14 protein-coding genes are annotated in these 16,886 nt (G+C 63.1%); 6 read left to right on the top strand and 8 right to left on the bottom strand.

Annotated features, from left to right (window positions below):
• Positions 1-16: 16 nt before the first annotated feature.
• The 4 genes from CH278_RS25690 to CH278_RS25675 all read right to left on the bottom strand — a co-directional run bounded on the left by CH278_RS25690 (position 17) and on the right by CH278_RS25675 (position 6,309).
• On the bottom strand, positions 17-1,033 hold the full coding sequence (locus CH278_RS25690) for an ABC transporter substrate-binding protein (RefSeq protein ID WP_094623207.1): 1,017 nt from the start codon (positions 1,031-1,033) through the stop codon (positions 17-19).
• Positions 1,034-1,208: 175 nt separating this feature from the next.
• The gene (locus CH278_RS25685; RefSeq protein WP_256991821.1) at positions 1,209-2,468 is read right to left on the bottom strand and encodes an amidase; all 1,260 of its coding nucleotides are present in this window, start codon (positions 2,466-2,468) and stop codon (positions 1,209-1,211) included.
• Positions 2,414-4,231 carry a hydantoinase B/oxoprolinase family protein gene (locus CH278_RS25680; RefSeq protein WP_094623206.1) on the bottom strand — a complete coding sequence of 606 codons (1,818 nt, stop codon included), beginning with the start codon at positions 4,229-4,231 and terminating at the stop codon, positions 2,414-2,416. Before CH278_RS25680 ends, CH278_RS25685 begins: the two co-directional genes overlap by 55 nt.
• On the bottom strand, positions 4,228-6,309 hold the full coding sequence (locus CH278_RS25675) for a hydantoinase/oxoprolinase family protein (RefSeq protein ID WP_094623205.1): 2,082 nt from the start codon (positions 6,307-6,309) through the stop codon (positions 4,228-4,230). Before CH278_RS25675 ends, CH278_RS25680 begins: the two co-directional genes overlap by 4 nt.
• A 314-nt stretch (positions 6,310-6,623) precedes the next feature.
• Between CH278_RS25675 and CH278_RS25670 the strand changes: the two genes are divergently transcribed.
• The 6 genes from CH278_RS25670 to CH278_RS25645 all read left to right on the top strand — a co-directional run bounded on the left by CH278_RS25670 (position 6,624) and on the right by CH278_RS25645 (position 12,637).
• The gene (locus tag CH278_RS25670) at positions 6,624-7,358 is read left to right on the top strand and encodes a FadR/GntR family transcriptional regulator (RefSeq protein WP_048320031.1); all 735 of its coding nucleotides are present in this window, start codon (positions 6,624-6,626) and stop codon (positions 7,356-7,358) included.
• Positions 7,359-7,489: 131 nt separating this feature from the next.
• The gene (locus CH278_RS25665; RefSeq protein WP_032384862.1) at positions 7,490-8,038 is read left to right on the top strand and encodes a MaoC family dehydratase; all 549 of its coding nucleotides are present in this window, start codon (positions 7,490-7,492) and stop codon (positions 8,036-8,038) included.
• On the top strand, positions 8,035-9,252 hold the full coding sequence (locus CH278_RS25660) for a CaiB/BaiF CoA transferase family protein (protein ID WP_094623204.1): 1,218 nt from the start codon (positions 8,035-8,037) through the stop codon (positions 9,250-9,252). Before CH278_RS25665 ends, CH278_RS25660 begins: the two co-directional genes overlap by 4 nt.
• Positions 9,249-10,619 carry an MmgE/PrpD family protein gene (locus CH278_RS25655; RefSeq protein ID WP_094623203.1) on the top strand — a complete coding sequence of 457 codons (1,371 nt, stop codon included), beginning with the start codon at positions 9,249-9,251 and terminating at the stop codon, positions 10,617-10,619. The genes CH278_RS25660 and CH278_RS25655 overlap by 4 nt, the downstream gene beginning before the upstream one ends.
• Positions 10,620-10,643: 24 nt before the next feature.
• On the top strand, positions 10,644-11,807 hold the full coding sequence (locus tag CH278_RS25650; RefSeq protein ID WP_032393088.1) for an acyl-CoA dehydrogenase family protein: 1,164 nt from the start codon (positions 10,644-10,646) through the stop codon (positions 11,805-11,807).
• The gene (locus CH278_RS25645) at positions 11,804-12,637 is read left to right on the top strand and encodes an HpcH/HpaI aldolase/citrate lyase family protein (protein ID WP_094623202.1); all 834 of its coding nucleotides are present in this window, start codon (positions 11,804-11,806) and stop codon (positions 12,635-12,637) included. Before CH278_RS25650 ends, CH278_RS25645 begins: the two co-directional genes overlap by 4 nt.
• A 2-nt stretch (positions 12,638-12,639) precedes the next feature.
• On the opposite strand, the gene CH278_RS25640 is transcribed toward CH278_RS25645, so the two are convergent.
• The 4 genes from CH278_RS25640 to CH278_RS25620 form a co-directional block, all read right to left on the bottom strand.
• Complete coding sequence (locus tag CH278_RS25640) at positions 12,640-13,017, bottom strand: DUF6941 family protein (RefSeq protein ID WP_094623201.1); 378 nt, start codon at positions 13,015-13,017, stop codon at positions 12,640-12,642.
• A 434-nt stretch (positions 13,018-13,451) separates the two neighbouring features.
• On the bottom strand, positions 13,452-14,633 hold the full coding sequence (locus tag CH278_RS25630) for a TRAFAC clade GTPase domain-containing protein (protein WP_094623199.1): 1,182 nt from the start codon (positions 14,631-14,633) through the stop codon (positions 13,452-13,454).
• A gap of 390 nt (positions 14,634-15,023) precedes the next feature.
• Positions 15,024-16,349, bottom strand: a complete 1,326-nt coding sequence (codB, locus tag CH278_RS25625; RefSeq protein WP_094623198.1) for a cytosine permease — start codon at positions 16,347-16,349, stop codon at positions 15,024-15,026.
• On the bottom strand, positions 16,346-16,810 hold the full coding sequence (locus tag CH278_RS25620) for a nucleoside deaminase (RefSeq protein WP_032368971.1): 465 nt from the start codon (positions 16,808-16,810) through the stop codon (positions 16,346-16,348). The genes codB and CH278_RS25620 overlap by 4 nt, the downstream gene beginning before the upstream one ends.
• Positions 16,811-16,886: the final 76 nt, after the last annotated feature.

Below are 16,886 nucleotides of genomic sequence, written 5' to 3'. Positions count from 1 at the left end.
GTGGTGGGAGATGCTGTCAGGAGTCGCAGTCGCCGGGAACATCGTTCTCGACTCCCTCGGCGAGGAACTCCGGGTCGAACAGAGTGCAGAAATTGGGTACGCGATCGCTCCCCGACGCTTCCACGCCGTCCTGGGCGGATTCGACGGACGCTGTATCGAAGCCGCCGCCCCACGTGCCGACCGAGGATGCGCGTTCGACCACTGCGGTGGCCGACTCGACGTCGAATCCTGTGTAGTTCGCGTAGATCTCGGCGGCGGCAACAGGATCGGCCTCGATCGACGCGACCGCCTCGGTATAGCCGGCGTTGATGGCTCGTACTACGCCGGGATTGCTCGCGGCGTAGTCCTTGGTGGTGGTAATCGTCGACTGCAGGAACCGCGACATGTAGTCGGGGCTGCTGACGATCAGCTTGAAATCCTCGGGTCGCTGTTCGGCGACGATGGAGGGAACGAGAGCGATATCGACGTTGCCGGCTTCGAGAAGCGCAAAGCCTTCGCCGATTCCGCCGGAGGCGACCCGCTCGATCCGGCTCGGGTCGACGCCCGCGATCGAGGGCAGCAGACGCGTCAGAGCATCGGACGCCGAGTTGGGGCGGGTGTACGCCCAGCGGCGGACGTCCTCGATGGTGTTGATGTTCGGGTTCGAGGCGAGCGCGTAGAAGTTCATCGGGTACGGCCCCTGGGTGCCGCCGCCGACGATGCGCAGCTCGGAACCGGCCGCGTCCGCCTGCACGATCGACGGGTAACTGACCTCGCCGATGGGGATGTTGCCGTCGAGCAGCGTGCGCATGGTCGCGCTGCCGCCCTTACCCGGGACGATGTTCTCCACGATCACGCCATGCTTCTCGAACAGTCCCTGCTGCTGCGCGACAAGCCAAGGGATGCTGTAGATTTCGGCCGCGGCCGAGACGGTGACGTCGATCGTGACCGGGTTGGCGGGGTCCGCGTCGGGACCGGGATCGGATCCACAGGCCACCAATGCGGCGGACAGCGTCAGTGCTGCCATGATGGACGTGGCTCGGCGTAAATGCATCTGCGTCCTCGCTTGCTGATCGGCGTGACGGTGCCGAAGTGGGAGTGTCGGCTGTCGCAGGCCCACCCGTAGTGAGACGTACGTAACAGCTGCTAACCACTTAAACATAAGATGTTTTAGGCGTCAAGGTGAGGTAAATGCGGACAATGCCCGCCGATTGACCGTACGGCGCGGGTTAAAGATCAGATGTATTCGGTGGTGTCGCCCGATGCCAGTCGGTCACCGACTGATAGCGCTCGCCCACGCCGAACAACGCGCCCTCACGGTGCGCCGCAGCGGTGAGTTGCGCTCCCACCGGCATACCCGAGGACGGGTGAAACCCGACCGGCAGAGCCAGCGTCGGGCCGTCGTGCAACGACCACGGGTACGTGAATTGTCCCATCCGGCGTGAGAGCGCAACCACGTCGTCGCCCCCGTCCCTCGGGGGAACATCGACGGGCATGGCCGGGGTCAGCACCGCGTCGACACTCTCGAACGTGGCGGTCATGGCCTGACGGAACCGATCGCGGCCGGTGAGTGCACGGGCACGGTCGGTTTCGGAGATGCTCAGGCCCAACGCTATTCGCTCGTAGGTCGCGGGCTGGAAACGGGAGGGCTCGGTGTCGAGCCGGTGCCGATGGCGGCGAGCGAGGTCGCTGTAGACGATCGTGTAGACGATGTCCTGGGCATCGGCGGCGTGCCCCAGCTCGATGGGGACGATCTCGTACCCGAGTTCGGCGAACGTGCGCACCGCGGCCGCGACGGTCTGCGCAACGCCCGGATCCACGTCGTCAGTCAGGAACACGGTGGGTACACCGATACGTGTCACGGCCGATGGTTCGGACGCAATGGGGGACAAGACGTCGAACAGAGCCTTCACCTCGGCTACCGACCGCGCCATCGGGCCGACGGTGTCGAATTGCTCGCTCACCGGGAACACTCCGTCATTGCTGATCGAGCCCCAGCTAGGGCGTAGACCGGTGATTCCGCACGCCGCGGCGGGGAGGCGCACCGAACCGCCGGTGTCGGTGCCCAGGGACGCGTCGACCAATCCGGCGGCGACGGCAATCCCCGAACCACCACTCGATCCGCCGGGCACCCGGGCGCGATTCCACGGGTTGTACGACGGTCCGGCGGCCGAGTTCTGCGAGGTGACACCAACGGCGAACTCGGCCATGTTCAGTTTCGCGATCACCGACGCACCTGCGCGTCGCAGGCGGGTGACGACCTCGGCATCAGCGTCGGTAACGTTGTGCTCGAGGAACTTCGACGCACAGGTGGTCTCGACGGCGGCCACGTCGATGTTGTCCTTGACGCCGATGCGCAGGCCGGACAGGGGCCCCGGGGTGTCGTTCCGGTCGTCGATCCACCGGACGACACCGCCTAAGGTCCCGTCCTCGATCAGGCCGCGCTCCGGGCGCGCAGCTCGGCCGTCGCGTCCTCGTCGATCGTCCACGAATCGGTGTTCACGACCACACCGTAGTCGCGTCGAGCATCGTCCTCGGTGAGGTATTCGTCCCAGACATCGCTGAGCACCTGGAACGGATCACGCTCGAACGGGTTTCCGAAGCCACCGCCCGAGGGGAGCTTGATCTCCAGCGTCTCGCCGGAACGGATCGTCTCCTGAGTGACCTTGGAGTACAACACTTCCTCGCGATCGGTCCCGGCGTTCCTGGTGAAGGAGCCGGACACTCCGTTGTGTCCACCGAGAGCACCGGCTGGCGGATCCGATCGGTTGTCGGCCTCGGAACCGAGGAACGTATCGGTCTCCATCAACCACTTGCGCACACTGCCGATACCGCCGCGCCACTTCCCTGGCGCGGGTGCCTCGTCGCGCAGCTCGTACCGCAACGCGCGCATAGCGTGGTTGAGCTCGAGCTCCTCGATGGGGTTGTTGCGAGTGTTGGCCATCAGGGCGTCGACGGCGTCCATGCCGTCCTTGCCATTGCGGCCACCGTAGGAGCCCTCGTTAATTTCGATGTAGACCCAATACGATTCGCCGTCCGGAGCGATACCGGAGTAGGCGATGGCGCACAGGGCGGCGGACGATCCCGCGATCGCGTGATCCGGAAGCACCGGGGCCAGAGCGAGATTGATCGAGTCGAACACCCGGTTCACCTGCGAGAACCGCGCGAAGCACGACGCGGGGAAGTCCGGGTTGAAGATCGTCCCCTCGGGGGCATAGGCCTTGACGGGTCGGAAGCACCCGTCGTTCTGAGGAACGAATTCCTCCGTCAGATCCTCGTCGAGCAGAATCGTACGAATGGCCGAGACAGCCACCGGCAGAACCGAACCCTCAAACGGGACGTTGAACGCGGTGGGCACCTGGCTGTTGGAGCCGGTGAGGTCGATGAGAATGTCCTCGCCCTCGACCTGCACCCGCACAGCCACCTTGAGCGGTTCGTCGCGGTTCTTACCGTCGTCGTCGAGGTATCCGATGGGCGCGGTGTAGCTGCCGTCGGGAATCTCACGAATCTTTTTGCGCAGCATGGACTCGGAGTAGTCCATCCAGCGTTCGCCCGCGCTCATCACGGTGTCGAGGCCGTACTTCTCGAGCAGCTCGGTGAATCGCTTCTCGCCGATGCGAGAGCACGCGATCAGTGCTTCGAGGTCGCCGCGGTTCTGCTCGGGCGTACGGACGTTGTCGAGGATGTGCTGAATCAGGTAGTCGTTGCGGACCCCGGCCTCGTAGATCTTCATCGAGTCCATCAGCTTGCCCTCGGCCCACACATCGACGACGTCCATGCACAGGCCGGGGAAGTTGCCGCCGACGTCGGACACGTGACCGGTACACCCGGCGAAGCCGATGTGCTCGCCCTGCCAGAAGATCGGAATGATCACGCCGTAGTCGGGGGAGTGAGCCGCTCCGTGGTACGGATGATTGTGCAGCACCACATCTCCGGGCTTGTACGTTCCGGCGAGGCGACGGTTGACGCCCTTGATGTAGGCGGGAATCGAACCGCAGTGCATCGGAGTCGAATCCGATTCACAGAGTTCGCGTCCGTTGATGTCGAAGATGCCCGCGCCGAGGTCCTCGGACTCTCGAATGAGCGACGAGTACGCCATGCGGTAGAGCACCTGAGCCATCTCTTTGGCCATCGACTGCAGGGCTCCGCCGATGACGCGCAGCGTGATGGGATCGACCTCGACGTCGTTCCAGGTTCGAGTGGATTCGCCCGCCAGTGACACTCCGGTGGTGGGCATCAGCGCCTTGCTCATGCGGGGTTCCTCTCGATGATGATGTGGCCGACGGCGTCGACGGTGGCGTGCTGATTCATGCCGATGATCGTGGTGGAATCGAACTGCTCGACGATCGCAGGACCGTCGATCTCGTTGTTCGCCAGCAGGAGTGACCGCTCGTAGACCGGGGTGTCCACCCACTGCGGCGCGGACGTCTCGTCCTGCCAGAACAGTGCCTGGGTGGTCGTCTTGATCGCGGCCGAGGAGTCGGCGGAGCCCACGGCGATATCGGCGATCTGTACGTGGGGAACCGCACCCACGCCGGTGACGCGGACGTTGATCAGCTGCACGGGCTTGTCGTCGAACCGCTGAGAGTAGGTGCGTCCGTGCACGTCGTGGAATGCCTCGGCGACGGTCTTGACCCACACGTCGTCGATGTCGCCGTCCGGTGCAGCGACGCGGAGTTCGTAGCCCTGGCCGACGTATCGGCAGTCGACGCTGCGCTCGAGCGAAATGTTCTCGGCCGCAACACCGTCCTTCTCGAGCTGTGCGACGGCCAGTGCGGACAGACGCTCGACCTGCTCCTGCAGCAGTTGGATGTTCGGGTCGGCGGACGACGTCCACACCGTCGTCGGCTCCTCGTAGCGGATGTCGGTGGTGAGCAGGCCGACAGCGGAGGTGATGCCGGGGTGACCGGGCACGATGACCCGCGGAATACCGAGCTGGTCGGCGATCTGCCACGCGAACAGCGGACCGGCTCCACCCTCGGCGATCAGTGAGAAGTCGCGCGGGTCATAGCCTTTACGCACCGAGTGCAGGCTGATCGCCTCGGTCATGGAATGGGCGAGGATCTTGAAGATGCCCATCGCGGCGTCGTCGAGTGGGGTGTCGAGCTTGTCGGCGATGTGAGTCTGAATCGCTTCGCGCGCCAGCTCGGGCTTGACCTCCATTGTTCCGGACAGGAAGCTCTTCTCGCGCAGCCATCCCATCATCACCATGGCGTCGGTGGACGTCGGTTCGGTGCCGCCGTGTCCGTAGCAGGCGGGACCGGGAACGGCACCCGCGCTGCGTGGTCCGACGCGGAACATGCCGCCGTCGTCGACCACGGCGATGGATCCGCCGCCGGCACCGATGGTGTCGACCTCGGCCATCGGCACCATCGCGTGATAGTCGCCGATTCGGGTGTCGAGCAGATGCTTCATCCGCAGGGCACCGTCCGGTGCCACGCCGACATCCGCGGAGGTACCGCCGACATCGAGGGTGATGACACTGGGGAACCCGGATGCCTTACCGATGGCGCAGCCGCCGAGCAGGCCGGCGACCACCCCGCTGGTCAGAAGTGAGACCGGGATTTCGCTGGCGCTGCGGGAGGTGACGAGCCCGCCGGCCGAGGTCATGAGGTGTACGTCCTCGCCGACCTGCGCTGCCTTCGCCTTACCGGCCAGGTTCTCGATGTACTTCGAGGTCTTCGGTCCGATGAACGCGTTGAGTGCTGCGGTCGAAAAGCGTTCGTACTCGCGGTATTGCGGGGCCACCTCGCTGGAGAGGGAGATGAAGACGCCCGGGAACTCTTCTTCGATGATGGCTCGCACGCGCTGCTCGTGGGTGGGGTTGCGGTACGCGTGCAGGAATGCGACGGCGATGGCTTGCACGCCTCGCTCACGCAACAGTCGAACCTGTTCGCGCACAGCATCTTCGTCGAGCGGGGTCAGAACATTTCCTGCAGCATCGATGCGTTCGGGGACCACCCGACGGTTGCGTCGCGGCACGAGCTGCCACTTCTGCCACGGAAGATCCTGGTAGTTCGAGTAATTGAGAGGACGCTTCTTGCGCGCGATGTGCAGCAGGTCGCGGAACCCCTCGGTGGTGATCATGCCGACGTCGCAGCCGTTGTGCTCGAGCACGATGTTGGTCGCCACGGTGGTGCCGTGGAAGAACATGTCGATTTCGGACGGGTCGATGCCGGCACGTTCGGCGAGAACCTTGATGCCGTCCATCGTGCCGATGGAGGGGTCGTGATTGGTGGACGGGGTTTTGTGCACGACGACCGTGCCGTCGTCGTCCCACAGGACGAGGTCGGTGAACGTGCCGCCGACGTCGACTCCAATGCGTTTCATGCTGCGTCCGTTCTGTCGGTGCCCGAGGGGAGCGGGAAGGCGTGCTCCGCGTGTCCTACGAAGTCGTGGGGTCACTGCTGAGGTGACATGAGTCATAGTGCTGATGATTGCCGATAAAAGCAATACCTCTGATGTATTGGGTCGATTTTGTCCAGATATCGGGCTCGATTCGTGTCGTTGCGGCTTGCTCCTGGGTAAAGAGCGGATGTATCGAGGGTCGCGATCTCTGTATGTCGAGGCAGTGGCCAGGCTAAGCTCGAGCCGACCGGTACCTATCGGCTAGCAGAACGGCCCATCGACATCAGGGGGAAGACGTGGCGCAATCGGCTCCGCTCAAGGCGACAGCTAAGAGCGTCCCCGCGTATGCGGTTCTCGCCGGCCATCTTCGGAGCCGCATCCTGTCCGGTGAGCTGCAACCGGGGGAGCGGCTGCCCGGCGAGGCCGAGCTCACCGCGGAGTTCGGCGTCGGCCGTAGCACCATTCGTGAAGCGCTGCGGTCACTGGCCAGCCAGAATCTGATCGAGACGACCAGGGGGGTGACCGGGGGTAGCTTCGTCGCCGTCCCCAGCGTCGGGCACATCAGTGAGCACCTGGAAACCGGTGTGGCGCTGATGGCCGCCGCGGAGACCGTCACGGTCGATCAGCTGATGGAAGTGCGCAACCTGATGGAGGTTCCGGCTGCAGGCATCGCTGCGTTCCGCCGCACCGATGAGCATCTCGAGCAGCTCAACGCGTCGATCTTCGACCCCAACGACGTGCAGGGACCCGAGACGTTCGCCAAGAACCAGGAATTCCACCTGGTCTTGCTTCGTGCAGCCCACAACCCCCTGCTCGAACTCATCACCGCACCTGTGTTTCGTGTCCTGTCCGGCCGATTCGGTCGCGATCATGCACCCGATGGGTTCTGGCAATGCGTCGACAGCGACCACCGGGGACTGCTCGACGTGGTGGAGTCCGGTGATTCGATGGCTGCCATGGATCTGATGCGGAAGCATCTCGACCACCTCGGCGACTCGTACCGGCAGATGGATCGACTCCGTACCCCGTAAACATCTGCTCTTTTCTGGGTCGATCTATGTAAACGCCGCTGATTGCCAGTTCTCTCAAACCCTTGACGCCGTAAACGTCTGATGTTTATGGTCTAGGTAAGGCACTCGCCAAACCGACACGAGGAGACACGGTGGCAATCCATCCGGCCGTTCTGGGGCGCTTCTTCGACGACTACACCGTGGGGGACGTCTACCAACATCCCTTCGGGCGGACGATCACGGAGACCGACAACACGTGGATCACGCTGCTGTCGCTCAACACCAACCAGAACCATTTCAACGCGCACCTGGCATCACAGAACCCCATCACCGATGGGAAGGTCATCGTCAACTCCGGCTTCACAGTCTCTGTGGTACTGGGACTTTCGGTGATCGACATGAGCCAGAACGCGATCTCGAACCTCGCCTTCACCGACATCAAGATGTCCCACCCGGTCTACGCGGGCGACACCCTGTACGCCGAAAGCATCTGTACCGGGCTGCGCAAATCCGAGTCACGCCCCTACGCCGGCATCGTCTCGATGATCACCCGCGGCCTCAATCAGGATGGCGTCGAGGTCATTTCATGGAAGCGCTCGGTCATGGTCGCTACCCGCGACAGTGGCATCGGGCAAAACTACTTCCCCGAAGCGAAGAACGGCCCGCTCGAACTCCCCACGACGAAAGATTCCGACGCATGAGGCCACTCGAAGACGTCCGTATCATCTCCCTCGAGCAGTACGGCGCAGGCCCGTTCGGTAGCTTGCACCTTGCCGATCTGGGCGCGGATGTCATCAAGATCGAGGATCCCAGCGTGGGCGGTGACGTCGGCCGCTACGTTCCGCCCTACAACGAGGGCGAGGACTCGCTGTTCTTCGAGAGCTTCAATCGCAACAAACGCTCTCTCTCGCTGGATCTTTCGACCCCGAGCGGGCGAGCGGTCTTCGAGGACCTCGTCCGTACCAGCGACGCCGTCTACTCCAACCTCCGCGGTGACGTACCCGAGAAGATCGGCATCACCTACGACCAGCTCAAGCATCTCAATCCCGCGATCGTGTGCTGCAGCCTCACCGGCTTCGGTATGACCGGTCCGCGGTCGAAAGAGCCCGGCTACGACTATATTCTGCAGGGACTCGCCGGCTGGATGAGCGTCACCGGCGACCCGGATGGCCCGCCCACCAAATCCGGTTTGTCGCTGGTCGATTACTCCGGTGGCTTCGTCGCCGCCATTTCGCTGCTGTCAGGATTGCACGCAGCCCGGCGCGACGGCATCGGCGGTGACTGCGACGTCTCGCTGTACGACACAGCGATGTCTCTGCTCACCTATCCCGCAACGTGGCATCTGAACGCCGGCTTCGAGCCGATCCGGACGAAGAACTCGGCCCACCCCTCGCTGGTTCCGTTCCAGGCCTTCGAGGCGACGGACGGCTGGCTCATCGTCGGCTGCGCGAAGGAGAAGTTCTGGGACCGGCTCGTCGTCGCCATCGATCGCCCGGACCTCGGTGCCGATCCGCGGTTCAGCAACTTCTCGCTTCGTGGCAAGCATCAGGACGTGCTGCTGCCGATCCTGGAAGAGGTGTTCGCCACGAATACCGTCGATCACTGGCTCTCGAAGCTCGGCCCTGCCGGGGTGCCTTCAGGTCCGATCAACGACGTCGAGCACGCACTCACCGAACCTCACACGCTCGCACGCAATCTCGTGGTCGAGACCGAGCACCCGGTGTACAACACGGTCCGTCAGGTTGCCTCACCGGTGAACTTCGGTTCCGAGGCCAAGCAGTACCGCCGAGCGCCGCAGCGCAACGAGCACTTCGACGACATCGTGCGCGACCAACTGGGCTACGACGACGAACGCGTCGCGAAACTGAAGGCGGAGGGTGCCTTCGGTACGGCGAAGGACGAGGTTCGGGCGTGAGTTCGACGATCTTGGCAGAGTGGGCATCGAGTGTGACCGTTGCCGACCTGCCCGAGAACGTCCGGCACTCGGCGGCGCGACACCTTCTCGATGGCGTCGGCAATACCGTTGCGGCCCAACGTCTCGGCTACGGCCGACCGGGCTGGACAGTGGCCGACGCCCTCGGCGGCCCACCGGAGGCGCGGCCTCTCACCGGAACCCGAGGACTGTCTGCACCGGCAGCCGCCTTCGCGACCGGGGTGATGCTGCACTCGCTGGACTTCGACGACACCCATGCGGGCGCACTGGTGCACGCAACGGCCGTATCGCTCCCTGCGGCATTCGCCGTCGGGCAACAGGTATCAGCTTCTGGTGCGGACGTGCTGACCGCCGCAGCCCTCGGACTCGAAACCGCCTGCCGCCTCGGCGAAGTGAGCCCCCACGGCTTCCACGCCCGTGGTGTGCATGCCACGTCAGCGGTAGGACCGTTGACAGCCGCACTCGTCGCCGGGCACCTTTCGAAGTTCGACACCGAGACGTTGGTCAACGCCCTGGGAATCGCCGGATCGTCGAGTTCGGGCTTGCTCGAGTTTCTCGATACCGACGCCGACACCAAGGCGCTGCATCCCGGATCGGCCAGCATGAACGGCGTGCTCGCTGCACGGCTCGCCGCCGCGGGAGCCACCGGACCGTCCTCGGTTCTCGAAGGTCGACGCGGAATCTACGCTGCGCTGACCGATCGGCCGACGAACTTCGCGGCGCTGACCGAGGGACTCGGCACGCGGTGGGAAGCCACCCGCATCGGCATCAAGCCGTATCCCAGTTGCCAACTGATGCACGTGACGCTCGATGCGGTGTCGAAAGCGCTCGGCGACAACACAGTTCAGGCCAGTGATGTCGACGACATCGAGGTGTTCGTTCACCCCGATTCGAGTCCGTTCGTCTGCGGACCCAATACCGGGGTCGCGTCACCGCGCAGTACCTACGACGGCAAGTTCGATCTGCCGTGGAGTGTGGCCGCGCTACTGCACGACGGCGCGATCACCGTCTCGACCTATACCGACGAATCCATCGCGCGTGAGGACGTTCTGGTCACCGCCCGCAAGGTGCGGGTGACGAACCTGCCGTCCGAGGTTCCCGCGGCGGCCGCGTCGGGCAGGGCGGTTCTCACCCTCACCGACGGACGAGTGCTCGACGCCTCTGTCGGCGGCAGCCAAGGATCCGCCGGATTCCCGCTGAGTGATGACCGTCTGCTGGAGAAGTTTTTCGGCAACTGCGGCAACGACTCTCGCGCCAACGAGCTTGCCGACCGCGTCCTCGGGTTGGTCGACGAAACCGACCTGACCGCCATCCTCGACCTCGCCGCAGCCATCGCGCCGACACCCTGACACTTCAATCGACAGGACATCACCATGGACTTCACGTACGACGAGCAGCAGACGGCCTTCCGTAAAGCATTGCGCACCTTTGTCGACAAGGAAATCATCCCGGTCGCGAACGAGTGGGAAAAGACGGGGCGGTACCCCACCGAGATTGTCGAGCACATGAAGGCCATGGGCCTGTTCGGCATTACGACGCCGGAGGAGTACGGCGGCCTCGACCTCGACAAGGTCTCGTTCACCCTGGTGTACGAGGAGCTGGCCCGCGGATGGATGGGCGTCGCCGGCATTCTCGGTAGCCACAACCTGTCGTGCTGGATGATCGGCAAGCACGGCACCGAGGAGCAGAAGAAGACTCTGCTGCCCAAGCTCGCGTCCGGCGAATGGCGCACGGGGGTCGGCCTGACCGAGCCCGGTGCCGGAACCGACCTGCAGGGCATCAAGACCACTGCGAAGCGGGACGGCGACCACTACGTCGTCAACGGTGCCAAGACGTGGATTACCAACGCACGGCACGCGAATGTGCTTCCGGTATTGGTGAAGACAGATACCACCACGACTCCCGCGCACAAGGGAATGTCGCTGCTGCTGATCGACACCACCACTGACGGCTTCGAGGTGCAGCGCGACATGGGCAAGCTCGGCTACAAGGGCACCGAATCGTGTGAGATCACGTTTACCGATGTGCGCGTTCCCGTCGACGCAGTGCTCGGTGGGGTGGAGGGTCGTGGTCTGCAGCAGGCACTGTCCGGTCTCGAGATCGGTCGCCTCAACATTGCCGGTCGCAGTGTCGGAATCGCGCAGGCTGCCTATGACGCGGCCCTCGAATACGCGAAGCAGCGCACCGCATTCGGTCAGCCCATCGCTGAGTTCCAGGCCATTCAGCTCAAGATCGCCGATATCGCGACCCAGCTTCAGGCTGCACGTCTGATGACGTACTGGGCTGCATCGCAGGCAGATTCGGGTAAGCGAGTGGATATGGAAGCCGGTATGGCGAAGTACTTCGCCTCGGAGGCCGCCATCACCGCCAGCCTCGAGGCCATGCGTATTCACGGGGGCTACGGATACTCCACCGAGTTCGTCGTCGAGCGTCTCTACCGCGACGCCCCGCTGATGGCCATCGGTGAGGGCACAAACGACATCATGCGCACCGTCATCGCCAAGTCCCTCGTTGCGGGCACGGGAGTGATCGGATGAGATCGGCTCTGACGTACCTCTACGTTCCCGGGGACGTGCCGGAGCGCTTCGACAAAGCATTGGCGTCGGGCACGGACGCGGTGGTGCTGGATCTCGAGGACGCCGTCACCGCGGCGAACAAGGATCATGCCCGTGTGACGGTAGCCGAATGGGTTGCCGCCTGCGATCCAGGCGATGTACAGATCTGGGTGCGGGTGAACCCAGGGCCGTTGCAGGCGGACGATATTCGTGCGGTGCTGCACCCGAATCTGACGGGTATCTGGCTCCCGAAGGTGTCGTCTGCTCGCGAAATCGAACAAGCCGACGCCCTACTGAGCGGCAGTGACGCGGTGGTCTCGCCCCTCATCGAGACAGCCGCCGGAGTGTTCGCCGCCCTCGAGATTGCGCGTGCGTCTCGGGTCAAGTTTCTCCAGATCGGTGAGGTGGACCTGGCCGCCGATCTGGGCGTCGACGGCTCCGCAGAGTCACTGTCGTTCGTGCGCGCTCAGGTGGTGGCAGCCAGCGTTGCAGCGGGAATTGATCCGCCGCCTGCTGCGGTGTCGCGAAACTTCCGCGATGCCGATGCATTCGAGGCCGATACCCGAACGCTTGCTGGTCTCGGTTTTGTCGGTCGTGCGTGTATTCATCCGGCTCAACTCGGTCCTGTGCGAACGGTGTTCGTGCCGTCGGAGGACGAGGTTCGAGAAGCAGAGGAACTGTTGGCCGTCCTGGAACATGCAGAGTCCGGTGTGGCCGTCGACAGCAAGGGTTTTCTGATCGACGAGGCCGTTGCCCGGACCGCTCGACGAGTGGTGGAGCGGGGTGTTGCGCGGGAGACGATCAGCAGCTGACGTCAGCCGAAGGCGATGCGAAGCCCGACGCTCGCTGTGGCTCCACCGGCGCTGAGGATGAAGTTGTGTCGTCCTTCGTGGCGGAAGACCATCTGCATCGGCAGGAACCAGAATCGATTTTCGCCCGTGAAGCCGGCACCGGGGATTTGCAAGCCTCGCTGATTGACGATGTGTTCGCCGTTCGCGTCGAGCACCTCGAGCGTCGCAGGGAAATCCTTGCCGAAGTCGTCGGGCCCGGTCTGTAGCAGCGCGACCATACGGCATTCGAGCAGGCGGGTGTCGCGAGGAACCGTGCAGGTATCCCAGACACCGCCGAGAATGTCGAGCATGTCTTCGCTGACTCGCGCATACTCCGCGAAGAACAGCCCGGTGATGATCATCGGCTGCGGCTACCTCTTTCGATTAACACTGGCCTCGGATGCACAAATTTCACAATGCGTAGGGATGGATCAGTCGCTCGATGGGTTGGGGTTGGGGGTTGCCCAGACCACCGCGTACCTCTCAGACACTAACGGCCATACCATTCTCAGACCGTCTTCCACGGAGTCGACGGTAGCGGCGAGGTCGCCCAAGAGGACGAACTCGTGGGGAATCACACGACCCGCCGAATCGCGACGCTCAAGCGGATCTGAAATGCGCAGCGCGACTTCCCCGTTTTGGCGGTGCCACACGTTCGGTGAGTCTGAGAGGTTTCCGAACGCCCGTTCGTAGGCCGCGAGCGGATCGCTCTGCCCGGCATCGAGAAGGAACCGAAAACCCCAGGTTTGACCTCGAGTGGCCCAGATCAAGCTCTCAGAATATGCGATATTTTCACTCACTTCGGATTCCTGATCACCTTGTCGTTGACACCCCGCTCGAGATCGAGCCTGAACTGCGTCAGAGTCGCCCTCAGGTAGTCGTGCTGCGACCGCGCCTGCTCGTTCATTTCCTTGAGTTTCGGTCCTACCAACTTGACTGCTTCCGTCAAGATCGGCAGGGCCAGGGCCGCGACCTTGCCTGCCGTGCCCGCTTTGGCCAACATTTTCTCGATCGGCCCGAATTTCTTTCCGGCTAGTCCGGCTGCCAGCAATTCGGCACCGTCGGCAAGCGACTCAAGCACTTTAAAAGGGATACTGTGCTTCAGCTGCCACTGCACGCGACGTTCCAGCGGAAGAAGGGACGCAACAGGGAGTACTAGATCGAGCCCGACGCGTTTCGTCAGGTCGATTTCGACTGGCTGCCGATTATCGGACTTCAGCTCGAACTTGGCGGATGAGAGCAGCATGAAGTCTTCGCCGATTGATAGGGCAGCCGGAGTTTCAATGAATCCGGCAATGGTTGAGCGAAGGTGTTCAACGTCTTCGGCTGCTTCGAGGATGACCAGATCGCGAAAAGTATCCACGTCCCAGTCTGGCAGCAGATCAGCTTTCGACAGGGCCAAGATCCAGATTCGGGGAAACTCCACGATGGGCCCGTCCTCGAGCAGGTCGTTCTTGAGTCGCAACAGCCCTTGTCGAAAGTTGAACATCAGTGACTTGAGATACAGCTGTTCTTCGCCGCGATGATCGATCAATTTCTGCCCGTCCACCAAGAGAATTGCGACGTCGGACCTGAGAAGAGAACGGAAGGTGTCGGTACGCCGGTCTAGTTCTTCCGCGCTGCTGGGCTCCTCTTCGAACCACTCGCCCGGGTAGTCGTGCCAGGCGAGTCTGAGGACATCGAACGGCCTTTTCTTAGCTGAGTCGTTTTCTCCGCCTTTGAGTTTGACCGAGAAATAGTAAGTCGTGTTCTTGAAGCGTGTGGCCATCGGCGCAGACGCCTTGTTCTTCATGCCGAGGTAATTCTTGTAGAGGCGAACCCCTTGGCCGACGTCATCGGCGACAAGATCCCAAAGATCGTTCTTGTAGGTTCCCTCCTGGGTCGGGCCGAAAAACGATGAAACAAGAACGGTCTTGCCTGACCCGCTCTCGCCGAAGACGGCGATGTGCTGCTCTCGAACTTTGGGGAACTTGGCCATGCCAGGACGGTATAACACGACCTGTGGCGGCCTAGTAGCTGGCTAGCCGCCAGAGCGCACCGTAGTTGAGGCCGACACGAACTATAGGACGACTTTCACCAACTTCCGTAGGCTCGGTGCCAGCCACGGTTCATATGCGAGGGCACTGGCTCGGAACAAGCTCGGCGCGACCGTCATCGGGTCGCTACGTGAAAGCGCCGCTAGATATGGCCTCGCCTGACCGGTGCCGGGGTCACCTTGTTCGCGGCGCGACCCAGGTGGGGTGTAGCGGCTGACCGACTTCTTTGCGTCCGCCGCGACGACTGGTTATGGATCTCCATAGACGGACCTGCGGCGGCCAACTTGGGTACCTAAAGCCCGGTGTACTCATAATCGGGGGTCAAACACCGACTACAGAACTGCAGCGCTTTCGTTCTGCGCGCCCGTCGCCGACTCAGAACCACGTCGATGCAGAACCATCGTCAGTGCAATAGCGACCACGATGCCGATCAACGGCGGGATGCCAATTTCCAGTTCCCCGGACAACCACCCAAGGAAGGCCGCAAAGGCGTACACCGCGAGATGTCGCCAGTGCACCAGCGGGGGAGTGTGCCCCTCGGGTATGCCCTGACGCCAGCGGCACAGGAAGTCTCCGATGAGAACACCGCCCAACGGAGGAATGAAGGTGCCGAGCAAGCTCAGGTAGTCGACCAGATGATTGTGCACACCGACGAGTGCGAGCACGGTCCCGATGACGCAGCCGCCGATGATGAACGGTGCCTTCCGGGGATGCCGGAACATTTCCGCGCCGGCGACGCCGAAGGCATATGCGGTGTCCGCGTTGCTCTTCCACAGGTTACCGAAGAGCAGAATCAGGCCCCAGCCGACGAGTCCCAGGTTGTAGAGAACCAGAACGAAATCGCCCTCACCGAAGGTGATTGCTCCGATCGCTCCGAACAGAATCATCATTCCGTTGCCGAGAAGGAACCCGATGATGCACGCCCACGCCGCTTGCGACCCGGATCGTGCGAATCGAGTCCAATTGGGTGCCTGTGTCCCCGCGGAGACGAAAGTGCCGACGACCGTCGTGATGGCGAGCGTGACCGTCATGGTCGTCGTGGGTGCGATCGACGTCAGACCGGAGAACCCACCGACCTCGTCGAGAGAGCGGGAGACCACCCAACACGCCAAGGCAATAATCAATGGCGTCGACACGACCGAGACCCAGTACATCCCGCGGTATCCGTAGCAGGCGGTGATGCACATGAGGATGCTCGCACCGATCATGACCGCCGCCCGCGCGGCATAGGACTCCCAGCCCAATGCCTGCGAGGTGAGCTCACCGATGGTGCCGATGATGACGCCATACCAACCAATCTGCGTACCACCGAGGAGCAACGACGCGAGCTTGGATCCGCGGGTGCCGAAGCTGTAACGCGCCATGAGCACGGTCGTCAAACCTGTACGTGCACCGGCAAATCCCATCATGGCCACGTACGCGCCCAGAATCGCCGAGCCGGCGACGATCACCAGGATGAGGGTCCAGAAACTGAACGCCGTGCCGAGCGCAGCACCGGCCAGCATTGTCGGCGTGAAGATGGTAAAGCCAAGCAGCACAATGGCCAACGAGAAGAACGGCTTGCGGGCAGTGCGGGGCACGGGCGTGACGGGGTAGTCCAGGTCGACCGGTTCGTCGGCCTTCTGTGCGGTGGACTCGTGATCGGCTCGGTTGCTCATGCCTCCTCGCCGATGTCTTCGAGCCACAGGCCTGGGCGCTCCGCCAACATGCGTTCCATGAGCTGCAGACAGGCGGGGTCGTCGACGACGTCGAGCTGTACTCCATGCTCGCGCAACAGACTCTCCGACATCTCGAAGGAGCGGTTCTCACCGATGACGATTCGCGGAATCTCGTACAGCAATGCGGTTCCCGCGCACATGAAGCACGGCGACAGGGTGGTGTAGAGAACGGATTTGCGGTACACCGAAGCCGGTAGTCGCCCCGCTCGCTCGATGCAGTCGGTTTCGCCATGACGAATTGCGCTGTCCATCTGCACGCGCCGGTTCCGTCCCACCGCGAGAACTTCGCCGTCGTGCACGAGTGCCGCGCCGATGGGAACGCCGCCCTCCTCCCAGCCGATCTGTGCCTGTTCGATTGCAAGTCCGAGGAAGTACTCGTCGGTGTGCGCGGGATCGGTCAAGGGGTCCTCCTGAAGCGTCTACGAACGGTAAGGCTGATGCGTGTCATCAGTCGACCAGGCCTCGCACAGATTGCCA

It is taken from the genome of Rhodococcus sp. 05-2254-5, from assembly GCF_002258575.1.
GTDB lineage: Bacteria > Actinomycetota > Actinomycetes > Mycobacteriales > Mycobacteriaceae > Rhodococcoides > Rhodococcoides fascians.
The sequence above is the reverse complement of the archived record's forward strand: the minus strand, read 5'-3'. Positions and strand labels throughout refer to the sequence as shown.